The following is a 14599-nucleotide window of genomic DNA, read 5'->3' as shown; positions in this document are numbered from 1 at the left end:
CCATGAAGCTCTCCGACCTGTCGATCAAGCGCCCCGTCTTCGCGGTGGTGGTCAGCCTGCTGCTGGTCGTGCTGGGCGTGATGTCGTTCCTGCGCCTGACCTTGCGCGAGCTGCCCAACATCGACCCGCCGATCGTCTCGGTGGAAGTGAACTACCCGGGCGCCTCGGCCGCCGTGGTCGAGACGCGCATCACCCAGATCCTCGAGGACGGCCTGTCCGGCATCGAAGGCATCAAGACCATCCAGTCCAGCAGCCGCAACGGCCGCGCCGACGTCACCATCGAGTTCAACCTCAGCCGCGACATCGAAGCGGCGGCCAACGACGTGCGCGACCGCGTCAGCCGGGTGATGAATCGCCTGCCGGAAGAAGCCGATCCGCCGCAGATCTCCAAGGTCGAGGCCGACGCCGACGTCATCATCTGGTTGAACATGCGTTCCACCGCGATGGACACGATGGAGCTGACCGACTACGCCGACCGCTACGTGCTGGATCGGCTGTCCGCCCTCGATGGCGTGGCGCGCGTGCAGCTGGGCGGCGGCCAGCGCTATGCGATGCGCATCTGGCTGGACCGCGAGGCGATGGCGGCGCGTGGCGTCACCACCAGCGACGTCGAGACCGCGCTGCGCGCACAGAACGTCGAGTTGCCGGCGGGCCGGATCGAGTCGCAGACGCGCGACTTCACCCTGCGCGTCGAGCGCGGCTACCAGCGTCCGGAACAGTTCGCGCAGCTGCCGCTGCGCAAGGGTGCCGACGGCTACGTGGTGCGCCTCGGCGACGTGGCGCAGGTGGAACTGGGCGCGGAAGAGCGCCGCTCCTACCTGCGCAGCAATGCGGTCCCGAACGTCGGCCTGGGCATCGTGCGTACATCCACGGCGAACGCGTTGGACGTGGCCCGCGCCGCGCGCGCCGAAGCCGAGGTGATCCAGCAGACGCTGCCCAAGGACACCGAGATCTTCGTCGCCTTCGACAGCACCACCTTCATCGAAGCCTCCATCGAGCGCGTGTACTGGACGCTGGCCGAGGCGATGGTGCTGGTGTTCCTGGTCATCTGGCTGTTCCTCGGCAGCCTGCGCGCCGCGCTGATCCCGGCGGTGACGGTGCCGGTGTGCCTGATCTCCGCGTTCATCGCGCTGTACGCGTTCGGCTTCTCGATCAACCTGCTGACCCTGCTCGCGCTGGTGCTCTGCATCGGCCTGGTGGTGGACGACGCCATCGTGGTGCTGGAAAACGTGCAGCGCCGCGCCGACCTGGGCGAACCGGCACTGGTCGCGGCGCGCCGCGGCACCACCCAGGTCGCGTTCGCGGTGATCGCGACCACCGCCGTGCTGGTGGCGGTGTTCCTGCCGGTGGGCTTCATGGAAGGCAACACCGGCCGCCTGTTCCGCGAGCTGTCGGTGGCGCTGGCGGCGGCGGTGGCGATCTCGGCGTTCGTCGCCCTGACGCTGACGCCGATGATGTCGTCCAAGCTGGTGCGCCCCCACACCGAACCGCGTGGACTGAACGCCTGGACCAACCGCACGCTCAGCCGCGTCAGCGATGGCTACGGGCGGCACGTCGAGCGCCTGGTGGCGATGAGCGGCAAGCGCATCCTCGGCCTGGTGCTGCTGGCGATGGCGCTGTGCGGCGTGGCCATCGTTGTGCTCGGCCTGCGCGTGCCCAGCGAACTGGCGCCGTCGGAAGATCGTGGCCGCTTCTTCGTGATGGTCGACGGGCCGGAAGGCGCCGGCTTCGACTACATGGTCAACCAGATGCAGCAGGTCGAGCGCATCGTGATGGGCCAGGTCGGCGGCGACAAACCGATCGAGCGCGCCAACTCGCGCGTGCCGCGCGGCTTTGGCGGCAGCGAGGACATGCATACCGGCCAGGTCGTCGTGTTCCTGCAGGACTGGCACGAGCGCAAAGCCACCACCGACGATGTCGTCAACGGCCTGCGCGCCGAACTCTCCAAGTTGCCCGGCGTGCAGGCGCGCGCCAATGTGGCCGGCGGCCTGGTCGGCAGCCGCGGCCAGCGCTACCAGCTGGTGCTGGGCGGCCCCGACTACGCCGAACTGGCGCAGTGGCGCGACCGCATCCTGCAGCGGATGGAATCCAATCCCGGCATCCAGGATCCGGATTCGGACTACAAGGAAACGCGTCCGCAGATGCGGGTGAACATCGACCGCGACCGCGCCGCCGACCTTGGTGTGTCGGTGCAGGAGATCGGCCGCACGCTGGAAACGATGATGGGCTCGCGCCAGGTGACCACGTACGTGGACAACGGCGAGGAGTACGATGTCATGCTGCAGGCCGGCCGCGAGAAGCGCGCCAACACCGAAGACCTCGCGCAGACCTACGTGCGCGGCAGCGACGGTGCGCTGATCCCGCTGTCCAACCTGGTCACCCTGAGCGAGATCGCCGAGCCCGGCACCTTCAACCGCTTCAACCGCCTGCGCGCGATCACCATCAGCGCCGGCCTCGCGCCGGGCTACACGATGGGCGAGGCGCTGGAATGGACGCGGCAGGCGGTGGACGAAGAGCTGCCCGACTACGCGCAGATCGACTGGAAGGGCGAATCGCGCGAGTACCAGGAAGCCGGCGGCGCGATCCTCCTGACCTTCACCCTGGCGCTGCTGATCGTCTACCTGGTGCTGGCCGCCCAGTTCGAGAGCTTCGTCCATCCGCTGGTCATCATGCTGACCGTGCCGCTGGCGGTGCTGGGTGCGCTGATCGGCCTGTGGGTCACCGGCGGCACCCTGAACCTCTTCAGCCAGATCGGCATCGTGATGCTGATCGGCCTGGCGGCGAAGAACGGCATCCTGATCGTGGAGTTCGCCAACCAGCTGCGCGACGACGGCGCCAGCGTGGCCCAAGCCATCGCAGAATCCGCCCGCGTGCGCCTGCGCCCGATCCTGATGACCTCGGTCGCCACCGTCGTCGGCGCGGTGCCGCTGGTGCTCGCCGGCGGACCGGGTTCGGCCAGCCGCGCCACCATCGGCATCGTGGTGATCTTCGGCGTGACCTTCTCCACGCTGCTCTCGCTGTACGTGGTGCCGGCGTTCTACGCGCTGCTGGCCCCGTTCACGCGCTCGCCGGAAGCGGTCGCGCACGAGTTGAGCAAGCTGGAAGCGGAAACCCCCTCCGTCGGTGGCCATGGCTGATCGCCCGTTCGACGGTGTGCGCATCGACGGCGAGGGGTTCCTGCTGCGCGCCTGGCGGCAGGACGATCTCGACGCGTTGCTGCGGCATGCCGACGATCCGCAGGTGCCGCGCGGCCTGAGCGAACGTTTCCCGCATCCCTACACCCGCGCCGACGGCGAAGCCTTCCTGGCAGGCCGCGTCGTGGATTTCCGCCATCCGGTCTTCGCCATCGAGATGGAGGGCGAGGCCTGCGGCGGCATCGCGGTGCGTCCGCAGGCCGGCGAACGGGCGCACGGCGCGGAACTGGGCTACTGGCTCGGTCGGCGGCACTGGGGCCGCGGCCACATGACGCGCGTGGTCGCCGCCTACATCGACTGGGTCGTGCCCGTGCTCGCGCTGCGCCGGATCGAGGCGAACGTACTCGACGTCAATCCGGCCTCGGCGCGGGTGCTGGAGAAGAACGGGTTCACGGAGGAAGGCGTCCGGCGCTCCGCCCTGCAGAAGCCCGATGGCTTCCACGATCTGAGGCTGTTCGGTCGCCTGTTCGTCGTCTAGGGCGCGACGGCGCTTCGCAGGCCGGCGCGATCGTGGAAGAATCCCCGCATGGATACAGCATCGATCAGGCGGGCATGAGATGACCGGCCCCTGGGACAAGCGGCCTGCCGGCCGTCCTCCGCGTGCCGATGGCCCGCAAGCGCCTCGCGCTACCGAACCTCGGGCGCCTGCACCTCCCGCTGCGCCGCGCAGCGAGCTGCGCCTGTATGGGCTGAACGCCGTGCAGGCCGTGTTCGACCGACGGCCCGAGGCGATCCGCAAGCTCTACCTGCTGGAGTCGCGCATCCACGCGTTGAAGCCCCTGCTGGCCTGGTGCGTGAAGCAGCGCGTGGGCTATCGCGTGGTGGAAGAGGGCGATCTCGACCGGCTGGCCGGCAGCACGCACCACGAAGGCGTGGTGGCGGACGTCGTGAAGCGGGAGCCGGCATCGATGGGCGACTGGCTGCGCACGCTGCCCGACGGCCAGCCCGTCGCGGCGCTGTGGCTCGATGGTGTAGGGAATCCGCACAACTTCGGCGCGATCCTGCGCTCGGCCGCGCATTTCGGGGTGGCCGGCATCCTGCTGCCGCGCGATTCGACCCTGGCGCTCTCCGGCGCGGCCGCGCGCGTGGCCGAGGGCGGCGCCGAGCAGGTGCCGCTGGTGCGCATGGGGCAGACCGACAATGCGGCCGCCCAGTTGCGGAATGCAGGATTCTCGCTGGCCGCCACCGTGGTGCGCGGCGGCGACGATCTCTTCGCGGCGAAACTGCCGCGACGCCTCGTCTACGTGATGGGTGCGGAAGGCGAGGGCATGGACGCACGCCTTGCCGAAGCCTGCGATGCGCGCCTGTCGATTCCCGGCAGCGGCGCCGTCGAGAGCCTCAATGTCGCGGCGGCGACGGCAGTCTTCCTGGCGCAGTGGAAGCAGCGCGCGTAGAGCGGAGCTCGCTCCGCTGCTCTTCTGCCTTTGTAGAGCGGAGCTCGCTCCGCTGGTCTTCTCGACATCTCTCAGCCGGGCAAGCTTGGCTCTACGCCGTCATTCCTTGAGCTGGCTGCCGAAATTGCCGTCTGCTTCGGCAGCGAGATAGGCGAACACCGTGTACGCGGCCACGTTCTGCGCCAGTGCGGCCGGGTCGATCTTGTCCAGCGTGTCGTCGGCGTTGTGGTGCAGGTCGAAGTAGTCGCTGCCGTCCTGCGCCAGCCACGCCCACGCCATGCCTTTGGCGGCGAACGGGCTGATGTCCGGGCCCGCGCTGCCCTTGCCGGGCGCGTACTCGATGCCCAGCGGCGCCAGCGCCTGCGCGATCTGTTCGGTGGCCTTGCGTGCGTGTTCGGGCGCGCCGGTGTCGAACGCATAGATGCGACCCGCGCCGAAGTCGCTCTCCGCGCCGATCTGGTGGCGGGTGATGTCGCCCAGGTGCTTCTCCGCGTACGCCTTGCCGCCGTACAGGCCCTGCTCCTCATTGGCGAAGGCGATCACCCGGATCGTGCGCTTGGGCGCCTGCTTCAACTGGCCGATCAGGTGGCCGGCGGCCATGGTGATGGCGACGCCGGCGCCGTCGTCGATCGCGCCGGTACCCAGATCCCAGGAATCCAGGTGGCCGCCGATCACCACGACCTCCTTCGGCAGGCTGCGCCCGGTGATCTCGCCGATCACGTTGTGCGAGGTGTATTCCCCGTCCCAACCGCACTCCAGCGCGAGCGACACGCGCACGGGTCCACGCTGCAGCAGGCGCGTCAGCTGGTCGGCGTCGGGAATGGTCAGCGAGGCCGACGGCACGGGCGTCAGGCCTTCGTCGAAACGGGTGATGCCGGTGTGCGCGACGCGGTGGTTGTCGGTGCCAGCGGAGCGCATCAGGAACGCGATCGCGCCCTTGCGGATGGCGGCCGACGGGCCCTTGGAGCGGATCGCGCCGCCATTGCGGTAATCGCTGCCATCGCGCGCGGCCTTCATCGGGTAATCGACGAAGGCGATCTTGCCGGCCAGCGAACCCTCCGGCGCCGCGTCCAGCGCAGCGAGGTCGGCGAAGCGGACGATCTCCGCCTCCACCGTGCCTGCGGGGCTGCCGCCCAACGCGGTGACGGTCAGCGGCTGCGCATGCGCGCCGACGACGGATGCGCGCTCGCTGCGGCGCTCCCACTTCGGGAACGTCACCGGCTCGATCCAGACCTTGTCGAAACCCAGCGCCTTGAACTTCGCCTGCGCCCACGCCACCGCCTTGGCATCGGCCTCGCTGCCGGCCAGGCGCGGGCCCACTTCGGTGGTCAGCGATTCGACGACGTTCCAGCCGGTGCGGTCGGCGAGGGCCTGCTCGCGCAGCTGCGCAGCGGTGGCGAGCGAGGCATCGGGGATGCGGGTTTCGCGGGAGGCGGCGAAAGCGGGTGTGGCGACGGCCAGGGCGAGCAGCAGCGGAGCAAGACGCATGGAAAGTCCCGGAAAAACGAAGGCCACGAGCTTAGCAGCCCGTGGCCCCGTGTTTCCGTCGACGGCGTTGCCGATCCGGAACGCCGCGTATCGCTACTTCTTCAGCGCGTCGCGGATCTCGCGGAGCAGCAGCACGTCTTCCGGCGGCGCGGCGGGCGCGGCCTCGGGCTTGCGGTGCAGGCGGTTGACCGCCTTGACCAGCAGGAAGATCGCGAAGGCGACGATGACGAACTGGATCACCGTGTTGAGGAATTCGCCGATGCCGATCACGACGGCGGGAATCTCCTTGCCTGCGGCATCGACCGTGGCTTCCTTCAGCGTCCACGCCCACTTCGAGAAATCCACGCCACCGACCAGCAACCCGATCGGCGGCATGATGATCTTGTCCACCAGGGTGGTGACGATCTTGCCGAAGGCTGCGCCGATCACCACGCCGACGGCGAGGTCGACCACGTTGCCGCGTGCGATGAATTCCTTGAACTCGCTGACCATGCCCATCGAGGGATCTCCGTGAACGGCGCCGACACGCCTGTGCCGTGGACTATAGCGCCGTGCGTCGACGACGCAAGGCAGGGTTAGCCGGTGATGCGTCCGCGCAGTTCCACCACGCCATCGAGCGAGGCGACGAACGCGTCGCCCGGCACCAGCGCCGCGACGCCGGCAGGCGTGCCCATGAAGACCAGGTCGCCGGCCTTCAGTGCGTAGAGCTTCGACAGTTCATGCAGGATGTCGGGCACGTCCCAGATCAGGTCGTGCAGCGCGCCGTGCTGGCGGACATCGCCGTTCACGCGCAGGGTCAGCGTGCGGGTGTCGAGCGCGCCCACGTCCGCCGCGGCGACCAGCTCGCTGATCGGCGCCGAATGATCGAAGCCCTTGCCGGTGTCCCACGGCAGGCCTTTGGCTTTTGCGGCGCCCTGCAGGTCGCGGCGGGTCAGGTCCAGGCCCACGCCATAGGCGACGACCAGGGCCTCGGCGGCTTCGCGCGACAGCTCACCGACGGGCGCATCGACGCCCAGGGCCGCGACCAGCTCTACCTCGTGGTGCAGGTCGTTCGTGCCGGGCGGGTAAGGCACATCCGCATCGTTGGTGACGATCGCATCGGCCGGCTTGTGGAAGAACACCGGCACGCCTCGCTCGGCCTTCGACGCCGGTGCGGCCGCGCCCATCTCACGCGCATGGTCGGCGAAGTTGCGGCCCACACAGAAGATGCGGCGCACCGGGAAGGTGCCGCCACCGCGCACGGGAACGCGCGGCACGGGCGGGGTGGGGATGATGTCGGCCATGGCGGCGATCCACTGTATCGGGAGGCCGCAGAGTGTAGGCGGGAACGATGTCCCGCGTTGGCGCGCTTAACGCGGCAGCGGCAGGGCTGCCTTGCTGACCACCTGGTATTCGCCTTCCATCGCGCGGTCGCGCGCCACCGGCTTGCCGCGCTGGCGCAGCAGCTTGTAGAGCAGGCCGCCGGCGATCATCGCCGCGCCGACGAACACGCTGAAGAACACCAGCACCGCCAGCAAGGCCAGGCCCACCAGGCCGATGCCCAGGCGCAGCAGCGGATGACGCGGCTTGCGGGGCGCGAAGGCGTTACGGAAGGCGTTGAACGGGAAGGGGCGTGCGTGCATGGCGTTGCGTCGTGACAGAATGCGGCGGGGGCCGGTACACGCAGTATCGGATGACCGTTATATGACCGTGTGAGAACTTCGTTAAGCCGTATGCGACTGACCGCACTGAATGACATCGTGGAAGGCGGTTTCGCCGAAGTTGAGGCCGTGATCGGCGACGATGCGGAATCCTTGATCCTCCATCGCGATGGCGATGCGGTCCGGGCCTGGCTCAATGTCTGCCCGCACGCGGGCCGCCGGCTGGACTGGGCGCCGGGGCAGTTCCTGAAGAGCAAGGAAGGCCACCTGGTCTGCGCTGCGCACGGCGCCTCGTTCGAACTGCAGCGTGGCGACTGCGTCGCCGGACCGTGCCGCGGCGACGCGCTGCATGCCATCGCGGTGCAGGTCCGCGATGGCGAGGTGTGGCTCGCCTGAGCCCTGCGCCGGCCTAGCCGGTGCCTTGCAGGATCACGCAGTGCCAGCCGGTCCGGTAGGTCTCGTAGCCGGGCGAGGCCGCCTGCGCTATGCAGTGGGGACGGCCGTCGATGACCAACTCGGTGGCGGCGCGCGGTTCGGCGAACAGGCTCGCGCGGCCCGGGAAGTCCAGGCGCGCCGTGGCATCGCCTGACGGCGTGTCGGCCAGCACGCGACCCTGGCCATCGACGATGCAGACCCGGCTGCGGCGCCATTCGGCATCGGACAGCGGCGTGTGCTCGACGATGGTCTGCGCCAGTGCGTCCCAGCGGAACACGATGCCGAGCACGCCCAGCGGCCGTCCCTGCACGCGCCCGCCTTCGCGCACCGTGCAGGAGTAGACGAGCACGCGTTCGCCCCCGGCCAGCGCACTCGCGTGCATGGACTGGAAGCCGAAGGCCTCGCCGCTCTGCGTGGCCATCGCCGACTGGAACCAGTCCTGCTGCGCCACCGATTGGCCCTTGGAGCGGTACTGCCGCGGACGCCCGTTGGCGATCACCTGGCCCTGCAGGTCGGCGAGCACCAGGTCGAAGTACACCGTGTACGAATCCAGGATCTGCCCCAACCGCTGGCTGGCATGGGCGAGCGTCGAAGGCTGCGGGTCCTGCGCGGCGGCGACCACGGCCGCGTCGGTCGCCCACCAGCGCACGTCGCAGCTGCGTTCGTAGAGGTTGCGGTCGATCAGGTCGATGTTGGCCAGCGCCAGATCGGTCAGGCGCGTGCGGCGCACATCGGTCTGCAGCTGCTCCAGCCGTTCGCGCAGGTCGGTGCTGGTACGGCCGGCCATGCGGTCGATCTCCTGCGCGGTGTCGCTGACCCGGCGCGAGAGCGTGTCCATCTCTTCGGCGATCACGCCGAAGCTGCGTCCCGCGGTGCCGATGCGCACGGCCTCGATGCGGGCGTTCATCGAGATGATGCGGGTGATGCGGTTGATCTCGTCGATCTTCTGCAGCGATTGCCGCAGTTGCTTGAGCAGCGCGTCCGACAGTCCCGAGACGGACTGGATGTGGTCGTCGATGCCGGCGTCGTCGGTGGGGTCGGCGGCGCGTGCGTTCATGGGGCTCCTTGCGTAGAGGGGTGTCCATGCGCGTGCGCATGGCCGTCATTGGAGCGCTATCGGCGGGTCCGTCCAGCGCTTTAACCGGCACCGCGACGGTGCATGTTTTCCCCTCGATGGGGCGAGATGGACTCGCGGGTTGGACGTTCGTTCGGCGCTTCCCTAGAATCCGCCGACCACGGACAGGGGACCGAGATGGGCGACGCGAGTACCTGCATCAACTGCGGCCGAGCGGTCGCCGGTTCCGACCAGAAATTCTGTCCCGCCTGCGGCCAGCCCACGCCGGTGCACCGCATCGACTGGCATTTCCTCGGCCATGAGCTGGAGCACAGCGTGCTCCACATGGATCGAGGGATCCTGTACTCGCTCAAGGAGCTGATGCTGCGGCCCGGGCATCTGATCCGCAGCTACCTGGAAGGGCGGCGTGCGAACCAGGTGAAGCCCTTGCTGCTGCTGATGATCTCGGCCGCCGCTGTCGTGCTGCTCGGCAAGTATCTGCTGGGTGGCGACCTGCTGGGCTCCGCGATGCAGGCAGGTTTTTCGGAATCGGGCGCCACGCAGCCGGGCTCGGGCGTCGATCCCGCTGTCGCGATGGGCACCTTCAACATGGTGAAGGATTGGATCAACGTCCACCTCACCGCCGTCACCCTCTTCCTCCTGCCATTCGAGGCCGCTGCGTTCTGGCTCGCGTTCCGCGGCAGGGGCCTCAACTACCCTGAATGGCTCGTGGTGACCGCCTTCCTGACGGTACAGACATTCGTCTTCATGGCGCTGGCCATCCTCGTGCGGAAGTGGGTGCCGCATGCCCAGGAATGGTCCGTCGCGGTGGCGTCCCTCTACGCCGTGTTCTCGCTCGTCCAGTTGTTCCGCAACCACTCGGTCTGGACCACCGCGTTGCGTACGTTGGTGGGCTTGGGGGGCTTCATGCTGGTGCAGGGCCTGATCACCCTGGCCGCTGCTTACGTATTCGTCGCGATGACCCATTGATCCATCTGCGCGCGAACAATAAAAGCCGGCTTTCGCCGGCTTTTATTGTTGGGATGCCCAGCAAGCCTCGGGTGGCTTACTTCAGCGCCTTGAACCGCAAACGGTGCGGGCGTGCACCTTCTTCGCCCAGGCGACGCTTCTTGTCTTCCTCGTACTCGCGGTAGTTGCCCTGGAAGAACTCCACGTGCGAATCGCCTTCGAAGGCGAGGATGTGCGTGGCGATGCGGTCCAGGAACCAGCGGTCGTGCGAAATGACGAACGTGTTGCCGGGGAACTCCAGCAGCGCGTCTTCCAGCGCACGCAGCGTTTCGATGTCGAGGTCGTTCGACGGTTCGTCGAGCAGCAGCACGTTGCCGCCCTGCAGCAGCGTCTTGGCCATGTGCAGGCGGCCGCGTTCACCGCCCGACAGCGAGCCGACCATCTTCTGCTGGTCCTGGCCCTTGAAGTTGAAGCGGCCGATGTAGGCGCGCGACTGGATCTCCACGCCGTTGATGTTGAGGATGTCCAGGCCGCCGGAAATTTCCTGGAAGACGTTGTGGTTGCCTTCCAGCTTGTCGCGGCTCTGGTCGACGTAGGCCAGCTGCACCGTCGGGCCGGTGGTGATCGTGCCGGAGTCCGGCTTCTCCTGCCCGGTGATCATCTTGAACAGCGTCGACTTGCCGGCGCCGTTCGGGCCGATGATGCCGACGATGGCGCCGCCGGGAACGAGGAAGCTCAGGTTGTCGATCAGCAGGCGATCGCCGAACTTCTTCGAGACGTTCTTGAACTCGATCACCGAGTTGCCCAGGCGCTCACCCGGCGGGATGAAGATCTCGTTCGTCTCGTTGCGGCGCTGGTAGTCGACCGACTGCAGTTCTTCCAGGCGGGCCAGACGGGCCTTGCCCTTCGAACGGCCGCCCTTGGCGTTCTGGCGCGACCACTCCAGTTCTTTCTGGATCGCCTTCTGGCGGGCCTTTTCCTGGTTGTCTTCCTGCTTCAGGCGCTCGTCCTTCTGCACCAGCCAGTCGGTGTAGTTGCCCTTCCACGGAATGCCGCGGCCGCGGTCGAGCTCGAGGATCCACTCGGCGGCGTTGTCGAGGAAGTAGCGGTCGTGGGTGACGGCCACCACGGTGCCGGTGTAGCGGGCAAGGAACTGTTCCAGCCACTCGACGGACTCGGCGTCGAGGTGGTTGGTCGGTTCGTCGAGCAGCAGCATGTCGGGTTTCTGCAGCAGCAGGCGGCACAGCGCCACGCGGCGCTTCTCGCCGCCGGACAGCTTGCCGACGATCGCGTCCCACGGCGGCAGGCGCAGCGCGTCGGCGGCCACATCCAGCTGGTTTTCCAGGGTGTGTGCGTCACCGGCGGCGAGGATCGCTTCCAAGCGCTCCTGTTCCTTGGCGAGGGCGTCGAAGTCGGCGCCTTCTTCTGCGTAAGCGGCATACACGGCTTCCAGCGCGGCCTGGGCCTGCAGCACGTCGCCCACGCCTTCCTCGACGGCCTGGCGGACGGTGTGCTCGGGATTCAGTTCCGGCTCCTGCGCCAGATAGCCGACCTTGATGCCGGGCTGCGGACGGGCCTCGCCTTCGAAGTCCTTGTCCACGCCGGCCATGATCTTCAGCACGGTGGACTTGCCGGCGCCGTTGAGACCCAGCAGACCGATCTTCGCGCCCGGATAGAAGGACAGCGAGATGTCCTTGATGATCTGCCGCTTGGGCGGGACCACCTTGCTGACCCGGTTCATGGTGTAGATGTATTGCGAGGACATGCAGGCTCCGGTACGCAGGGCCCGTCACCCGACCGGAGACCGGCAGGCGAACAGGTGAACATGGGGAAGGTGCCCAGTATAGCCGTTCAGGCCGTCGGAGCCGCTGGCTGAACGGCTTCCCAGCGTTTTGGGACTGTTGTCCCGTAACCGCTTTCCAGCGGGAAGCGGTTCAGACGAAATGCGCATGATGGCCTCACGTACCCCTAACAACGGAGTTGCCATGAACAGCCGTCGATTCTTCCAGGGCCTGGCCATCGCCGTGCTGGCGATCGCCACCACCGCCCCGGCGCTGGCGCGCGATGACGACCGCGGCCGTGACCGTGGCCGCCAGCACTACGACCGCGACTGGCGCGATGACCGCCGGGACGATCGCCATGATCGCCGCGACGACCGCCGCGACCAGCGCCATGCCTACCGCGCCGGTTATCGCGAGGGCCGCCGTTACGACGACCGCTACGACCGTCGCTACGACGACCGTCGCTACGACGACCGCCGCTACTACGCGCCGCCGCGCGTGGTCTACCGTCCGGCCCCTCCGCCGCACCGTTGGGCCAAGGGCCAGCGCTACCGCGACTACTACCGCGGCCCGGTCTACGTGGTGAACGACTACGATTACTACGATCTGCGCCGTCCGCCCCGCGGCTACCACTGGGTGCGGGACGACCGCGGCAACATGCTGATGGTGGCCATCGCCACCGGCATCATCGCGGACCTGCTGCTGCACCATTGATCCGGACCCCCTCGGGACACGGGAAAAGCGCGCTCCGGCGCGCTTTTCCTTTTCCGGGGGGCGGGTCGTGGCTGGCCCCCTGGCGGGCTACAATCGGAAACCCCGCCCGCCCTTGCCCCGGAGACCCGATGTTCCCGCGCGACGCCCGCATCGAAACCTACGATCCCGAACTGGCCCAGGCCATCGCCCACGAGGCGCGCCGGCAGGAGGATCACGTCGAGCTGATCGCCAGCGAGAACTACGCCAGCCCCCGCGTCCTGGAGGCCCAGGGCAGCGTGCTGACCAACAAGTACGCCGAGGGTTATCCGCACAAGCGCTACTACGGCGGTTGCGAATACGTGGACATCGCCGAGCAACTGGCGATCGACCGCGTCAAGCAGCTGTTCGGCGCCGACTACGCCAACGTGCAGCCGCACTCCGGCTCGCAGGCCAACCAGGCCGTCTACTTCGCCCTGCTGAACCCCGGCGACACCATCCTGGGCATGAGCCTGGCCCACGGCGGCCACCTGACCCACGGCGCCAAGGTCAACGCGTCCGGCAAGATCTTCAACGCCGTCCAGTACGGCGTGAACGACAAGGGCCTCATCGACTACGACGAAGTCGAGAAGCTGGCGCTGGAGCACAAGCCGAAGATGGTCGTGGCCGGCTTCTCCGCCTACTCGCAGGTGGTGGACTGGGCGCGCTTCCGCGCCATCGCCGACAAGGTCGGTGCCTACCTGTTCGTCGACATGGCGCACGTGGCCGGCCTCGTTGCCGCCGGCGTCTACCCGAACCCGCTGCCGCACGCCCACGTGGTCACCTCGACCACCCACAAGACGCTGCGCGGCCCGCGCGGCGGCATCATCGTGGCCAAGGGCGCGGGCGAAGAGATCGAGAAGAAGCTGCAGAGCATCGTCTTCCCGGGCATCCAGGGCGGCCCGCTGATGCACGTCATCGCGGCCAAGGCCGTCGCCTTCAAGGAAGCGCTGGAGCCGGAATTCAAGGCCTACCAGGCGCAGGTGGTGAAGAACGCGCAGGCGATGGCGAAGACGATCATCGCGCGCGGCTACAAGATCGTTTCCGGCGGCACCGAGAACCACCTGATGCTGGTCGACATGATCGGCAAGGACGTCAGCGGCAAGGACGCGGAAGAAGCGCTGGGCAAGGCGCACATCACCGTCAACAAGAACTCGGTGCCGAACGACCCGCGCAAGCCCTTCGTGACCTCGGGCCTGCGCATCGGCACGCCGGCGGTGACCACGCGCGGCTATGGCGAGCAGGACTGCATCGACCTGGCCAACTGGATCTGCGACGTGCTCGACGCCCCGGGCGACGAAGCGGTGCTGGCCAAGGTGCGCGACAACGTCACCGCGCAGTGCCGGAAGTACCCGGTCTACGGCTGACCGACGACGATGCACTGCCCCTTCTGCCAGCACACCGACACCCGCGTGATCGATTCGCGCGTGTCCGAGGACGGCGCCACGATCCGGCGCCGTCGCGAATGCGAGGCGTGCGGGGAGCGGTTCTCGACGCTGGAGAACATCGAGATCAAGCTGCCGGCGGTCATCAAGGGCGATGGCCGTCGCGACGCGTTCGATGCGCGCAAGCTGCGCGCCGGTTTCGATCGTGCGCTGCAGAAGCGGCCGGTATCGGAAGAGCAGATCGAAGCGGCCGTGCGCGCCGTGGTGCACAGCATCCGCATGAGCGGCGAGCGCGAAATCGCTTCGCGCAAGATCGGCGAGTTCGTGATGAACGAGCTGCGCAAGCTTGACCATGTGGGCTACGTGCGCTTCGCCTCGGTCTATCGCAGCTTCGAGGATGTCGCCGATTTCCGCGAGGAAATCGAGAAGCTGGAGCGCGACCTGCCTGCCGGCGCCGGGCAGCTGTCGCTGCTGGGTGGTGACGTCGTCCCGTTCGACAAGCACGCGGACAAGAACAAGAAGCGCTGAGC

14 protein-coding genes are annotated in these 14599 nt (G+C 68.0%); 8 read left to right on the top strand and 6 right to left on the bottom strand.

Annotated features, from left to right (window positions below; genetic code table 11):
- Positions 1–2 precede the first annotated feature (2 nt).
- From BLT45_RS13895 to BLT45_RS13885, 3 genes are all read left to right on the top strand, one after another.
- The gene (locus BLT45_RS13895) at positions 3–3137 is read left to right on the top strand and encodes an efflux RND transporter permease subunit (protein ID WP_093301126.1); all 3135 of its coding nucleotides are present in this window, start codon (positions 3–5) and stop codon (positions 3135–3137) included.
- Positions 3130–3672: a GNAT family N-acetyltransferase gene (locus BLT45_RS13890; RefSeq protein ID WP_093301124.1), complete on the top strand. Its 543-nt coding sequence runs from the start codon at positions 3130–3132 to the stop codon at positions 3670–3672. The genes BLT45_RS13895 and BLT45_RS13890 overlap by 8 nt, the downstream gene beginning before the upstream one ends.
- 79 nt (positions 3673–3751) lie before the next feature.
- Entirely contained in the window at positions 3752–4588 is an 837-nt protein-coding gene (locus BLT45_RS13885; protein WP_093301122.1) for a TrmH family RNA methyltransferase, read from the top strand.
- 99 nt (positions 4589–4687) lie between these two features.
- Here the strand turns inward: BLT45_RS13885 and BLT45_RS13880 are convergent, their stop codons facing one another.
- The 4 genes from BLT45_RS13880 to BLT45_RS13865 all read right to left on the bottom strand — a co-directional run bounded on the left by BLT45_RS13880 (position 4688) and on the right by BLT45_RS13865 (position 7698).
- On the bottom strand, positions 4688–6076 hold the full coding sequence (locus tag BLT45_RS13880) for a M28 family peptidase (protein ID WP_093301120.1): 1389 nt from the start codon (positions 6074–6076) through the stop codon (positions 4688–4690).
- 93 nt (positions 6077–6169) lie between these two features.
- Positions 6170–6574 carry a large-conductance mechanosensitive channel protein MscL gene (gene mscL, locus BLT45_RS13875; protein ID WP_093301118.1) on the bottom strand — a complete coding sequence of 135 codons (405 nt, stop codon included), beginning with the start codon at positions 6572–6574 and terminating at the stop codon, positions 6170–6172.
- A gap of 77 nt (positions 6575–6651) precedes the next feature.
- Positions 6652–7359, bottom strand: coding sequence for a fumarylacetoacetate hydrolase family protein (locus BLT45_RS13870; RefSeq protein ID WP_093301116.1), 708 nt, complete (start codon positions 7357–7359; stop codon positions 6652–6654).
- Between the two features lie 66 nt (positions 7360–7425).
- On the bottom strand, positions 7426–7698 hold the full coding sequence (locus BLT45_RS13865; RefSeq protein WP_093301114.1) for a hypothetical protein: 273 nt from the start codon (positions 7696–7698) through the stop codon (positions 7426–7428).
- A 90-nt stretch (positions 7699–7788) separates the two neighbouring features.
- On the opposite strand from BLT45_RS13865, the gene BLT45_RS13860 reads away from it, so the two are divergent.
- Positions 7789–8112 carry a Rieske (2Fe-2S) protein gene (locus tag BLT45_RS13860; protein ID WP_093301111.1) on the top strand — a complete coding sequence of 108 codons (324 nt, stop codon included), beginning with the start codon at positions 7789–7791 and terminating at the stop codon, positions 8110–8112.
- A 13-nt stretch (positions 8113–8125) separates the two neighbouring features.
- Here the strand turns inward: BLT45_RS13860 and BLT45_RS13855 are convergent, their stop codons facing one another.
- A complete protein-coding gene (locus tag BLT45_RS13855) occupies positions 8126–9208 on the bottom strand; it encodes a methyl-accepting chemotaxis protein (protein WP_093301109.1) in 1083 nt (360 codons plus the stop codon).
- Between the two features lie 195 nt (positions 9209–9403).
- Between BLT45_RS13855 and BLT45_RS13850 the strand changes: the two genes are divergently transcribed.
- The gene (locus tag BLT45_RS13850) at positions 9404–10195 is read left to right on the top strand and encodes a DUF3667 domain-containing protein (protein ID WP_175455855.1); all 792 of its coding nucleotides are present in this window, start codon (positions 9404–9406) and stop codon (positions 10193–10195) included.
- A 76-nt stretch (positions 10196–10271) separates the two neighbouring features.
- Here BLT45_RS13850 and ettA read toward each other — a convergent pair whose 3' ends face one another.
- A complete protein-coding gene (gene ettA / locus BLT45_RS13845; RefSeq protein ID WP_093301102.1) occupies positions 10272–11939 on the bottom strand; it encodes an energy-dependent translational throttle protein EttA in 1668 nt (555 codons plus the stop codon).
- Positions 11940–12159: 220 nt separating this feature from the next.
- Here ettA and BLT45_RS13840 point away from each other — a divergent pair, with 220 nt between their 5' ends.
- The 3 genes from BLT45_RS13840 (at position 12160) to nrdR (ending at position 14597) form a co-directional block, all read left to right on the top strand.
- The gene (locus BLT45_RS13840; RefSeq protein WP_093301099.1) at positions 12160–12669 is read left to right on the top strand and encodes an RcnB family protein; all 510 of its coding nucleotides are present in this window, start codon (positions 12160–12162) and stop codon (positions 12667–12669) included.
- Positions 12670–12797: 128 nt separating this feature from the next.
- Complete coding sequence (gene glyA / locus BLT45_RS13835) at positions 12798–14051, top strand: serine hydroxymethyltransferase (protein WP_093301096.1); 1254 nt, start codon at positions 12798–12800, stop codon at positions 14049–14051.
- 9 nt (positions 14052–14060) lie between these two features.
- Positions 14061–14597, top strand: coding sequence for a transcriptional regulator NrdR (nrdR, locus tag BLT45_RS13830; RefSeq protein ID WP_056878001.1), 537 nt, complete (start codon positions 14061–14063; stop codon positions 14595–14597).
- The last annotated feature ends 2 nt before the right edge of the window (positions 14598–14599 follow it).

The sequence above is a fragment of the Pseudoxanthomonas sp. CF385 genome, from assembly GCF_900104255.1.
In the GTDB taxonomy this organism is placed as follows: domain Bacteria; phylum Pseudomonadota; class Gammaproteobacteria; order Xanthomonadales; family Xanthomonadaceae; genus Pseudoxanthomonas_A.
The sequence above is the reverse complement of the archived record's forward strand: the minus strand, read 5'-3'. Positions and strand labels throughout refer to the sequence as shown.

What these genes read in the sequence shown, in the direction of transcription:
- BLT45_RS13880 (WP_093301120.1), bottom strand. Translation starts at nt 6,076, where the DNA reads ATGCGTCTTGCTCCGCTGCTGCTCGCCCTGGCCGTCGCCACACCCGCT.
- BLT45_RS13870 (WP_093301116.1), bottom strand. Translation starts at nt 7,359, where the DNA reads ATGGCCGACATCATCCCCACCCCGCCCGTGCCGCGCGTTCCCGTGCGC.
- BLT45_RS13890 (WP_093301124.1), top strand. Translation starts at nt 3,130, where the DNA reads ATGGCTGATCGCCCGTTCGACGGTGTGCGCATCGACGGCGAGGGGTTC.
- nrdR (WP_056878001.1), top strand. Translation starts at nt 14,061, where the DNA reads ATGCACTGCCCCTTCTGCCAGCACACCGACACCCGCGTGATCGATTCG.
- BLT45_RS13885 (WP_093301122.1), top strand. Translation starts at nt 3,752, where the DNA reads ATGACCGGCCCCTGGGACAAGCGGCCTGCCGGCCGTCCTCCGCGTGCC.
- glyA (WP_093301096.1), top strand. Translation starts at nt 12,798, where the DNA reads ATGTTCCCGCGCGACGCCCGCATCGAAACCTACGATCCCGAACTGGCC.
- BLT45_RS13850 (WP_175455855.1), top strand. Translation starts at nt 9,404, where the DNA reads ATGGGCGACGCGAGTACCTGCATCAACTGCGGCCGAGCGGTCGCCGGT.
- BLT45_RS13860 (WP_093301111.1), top strand. Translation starts at nt 7,789, where the DNA reads ATGCGACTGACCGCACTGAATGACATCGTGGAAGGCGGTTTCGCCGAA.
- BLT45_RS13895 (WP_093301126.1), top strand. Translation starts at nt 3, where the DNA reads ATGAAGCTCTCCGACCTGTCGATCAAGCGCCCCGTCTTCGCGGTGGTG.
- mscL (WP_093301118.1), bottom strand. Translation starts at nt 6,574, where the DNA reads ATGGGCATGGTCAGCGAGTTCAAGGAATTCATCGCACGCGGCAACGTG.
- BLT45_RS13865 (WP_093301114.1), bottom strand. Translation starts at nt 7,698, where the DNA reads ATGCACGCACGCCCCTTCCCGTTCAACGCCTTCCGTAACGCCTTCGCG.
- BLT45_RS13840 (WP_093301099.1), top strand. Translation starts at nt 12,160, where the DNA reads ATGAACAGCCGTCGATTCTTCCAGGGCCTGGCCATCGCCGTGCTGGCG.
- BLT45_RS13855 (WP_093301109.1), bottom strand. Translation starts at nt 9,208, where the DNA reads ATGAACGCACGCGCCGCCGACCCCACCGACGACGCCGGCATCGACGAC.
- ettA (WP_093301102.1), bottom strand. Translation starts at nt 11,939, where the DNA reads ATGTCCTCGCAATACATCTACACCATGAACCGGGTCAGCAAGGTGGTC.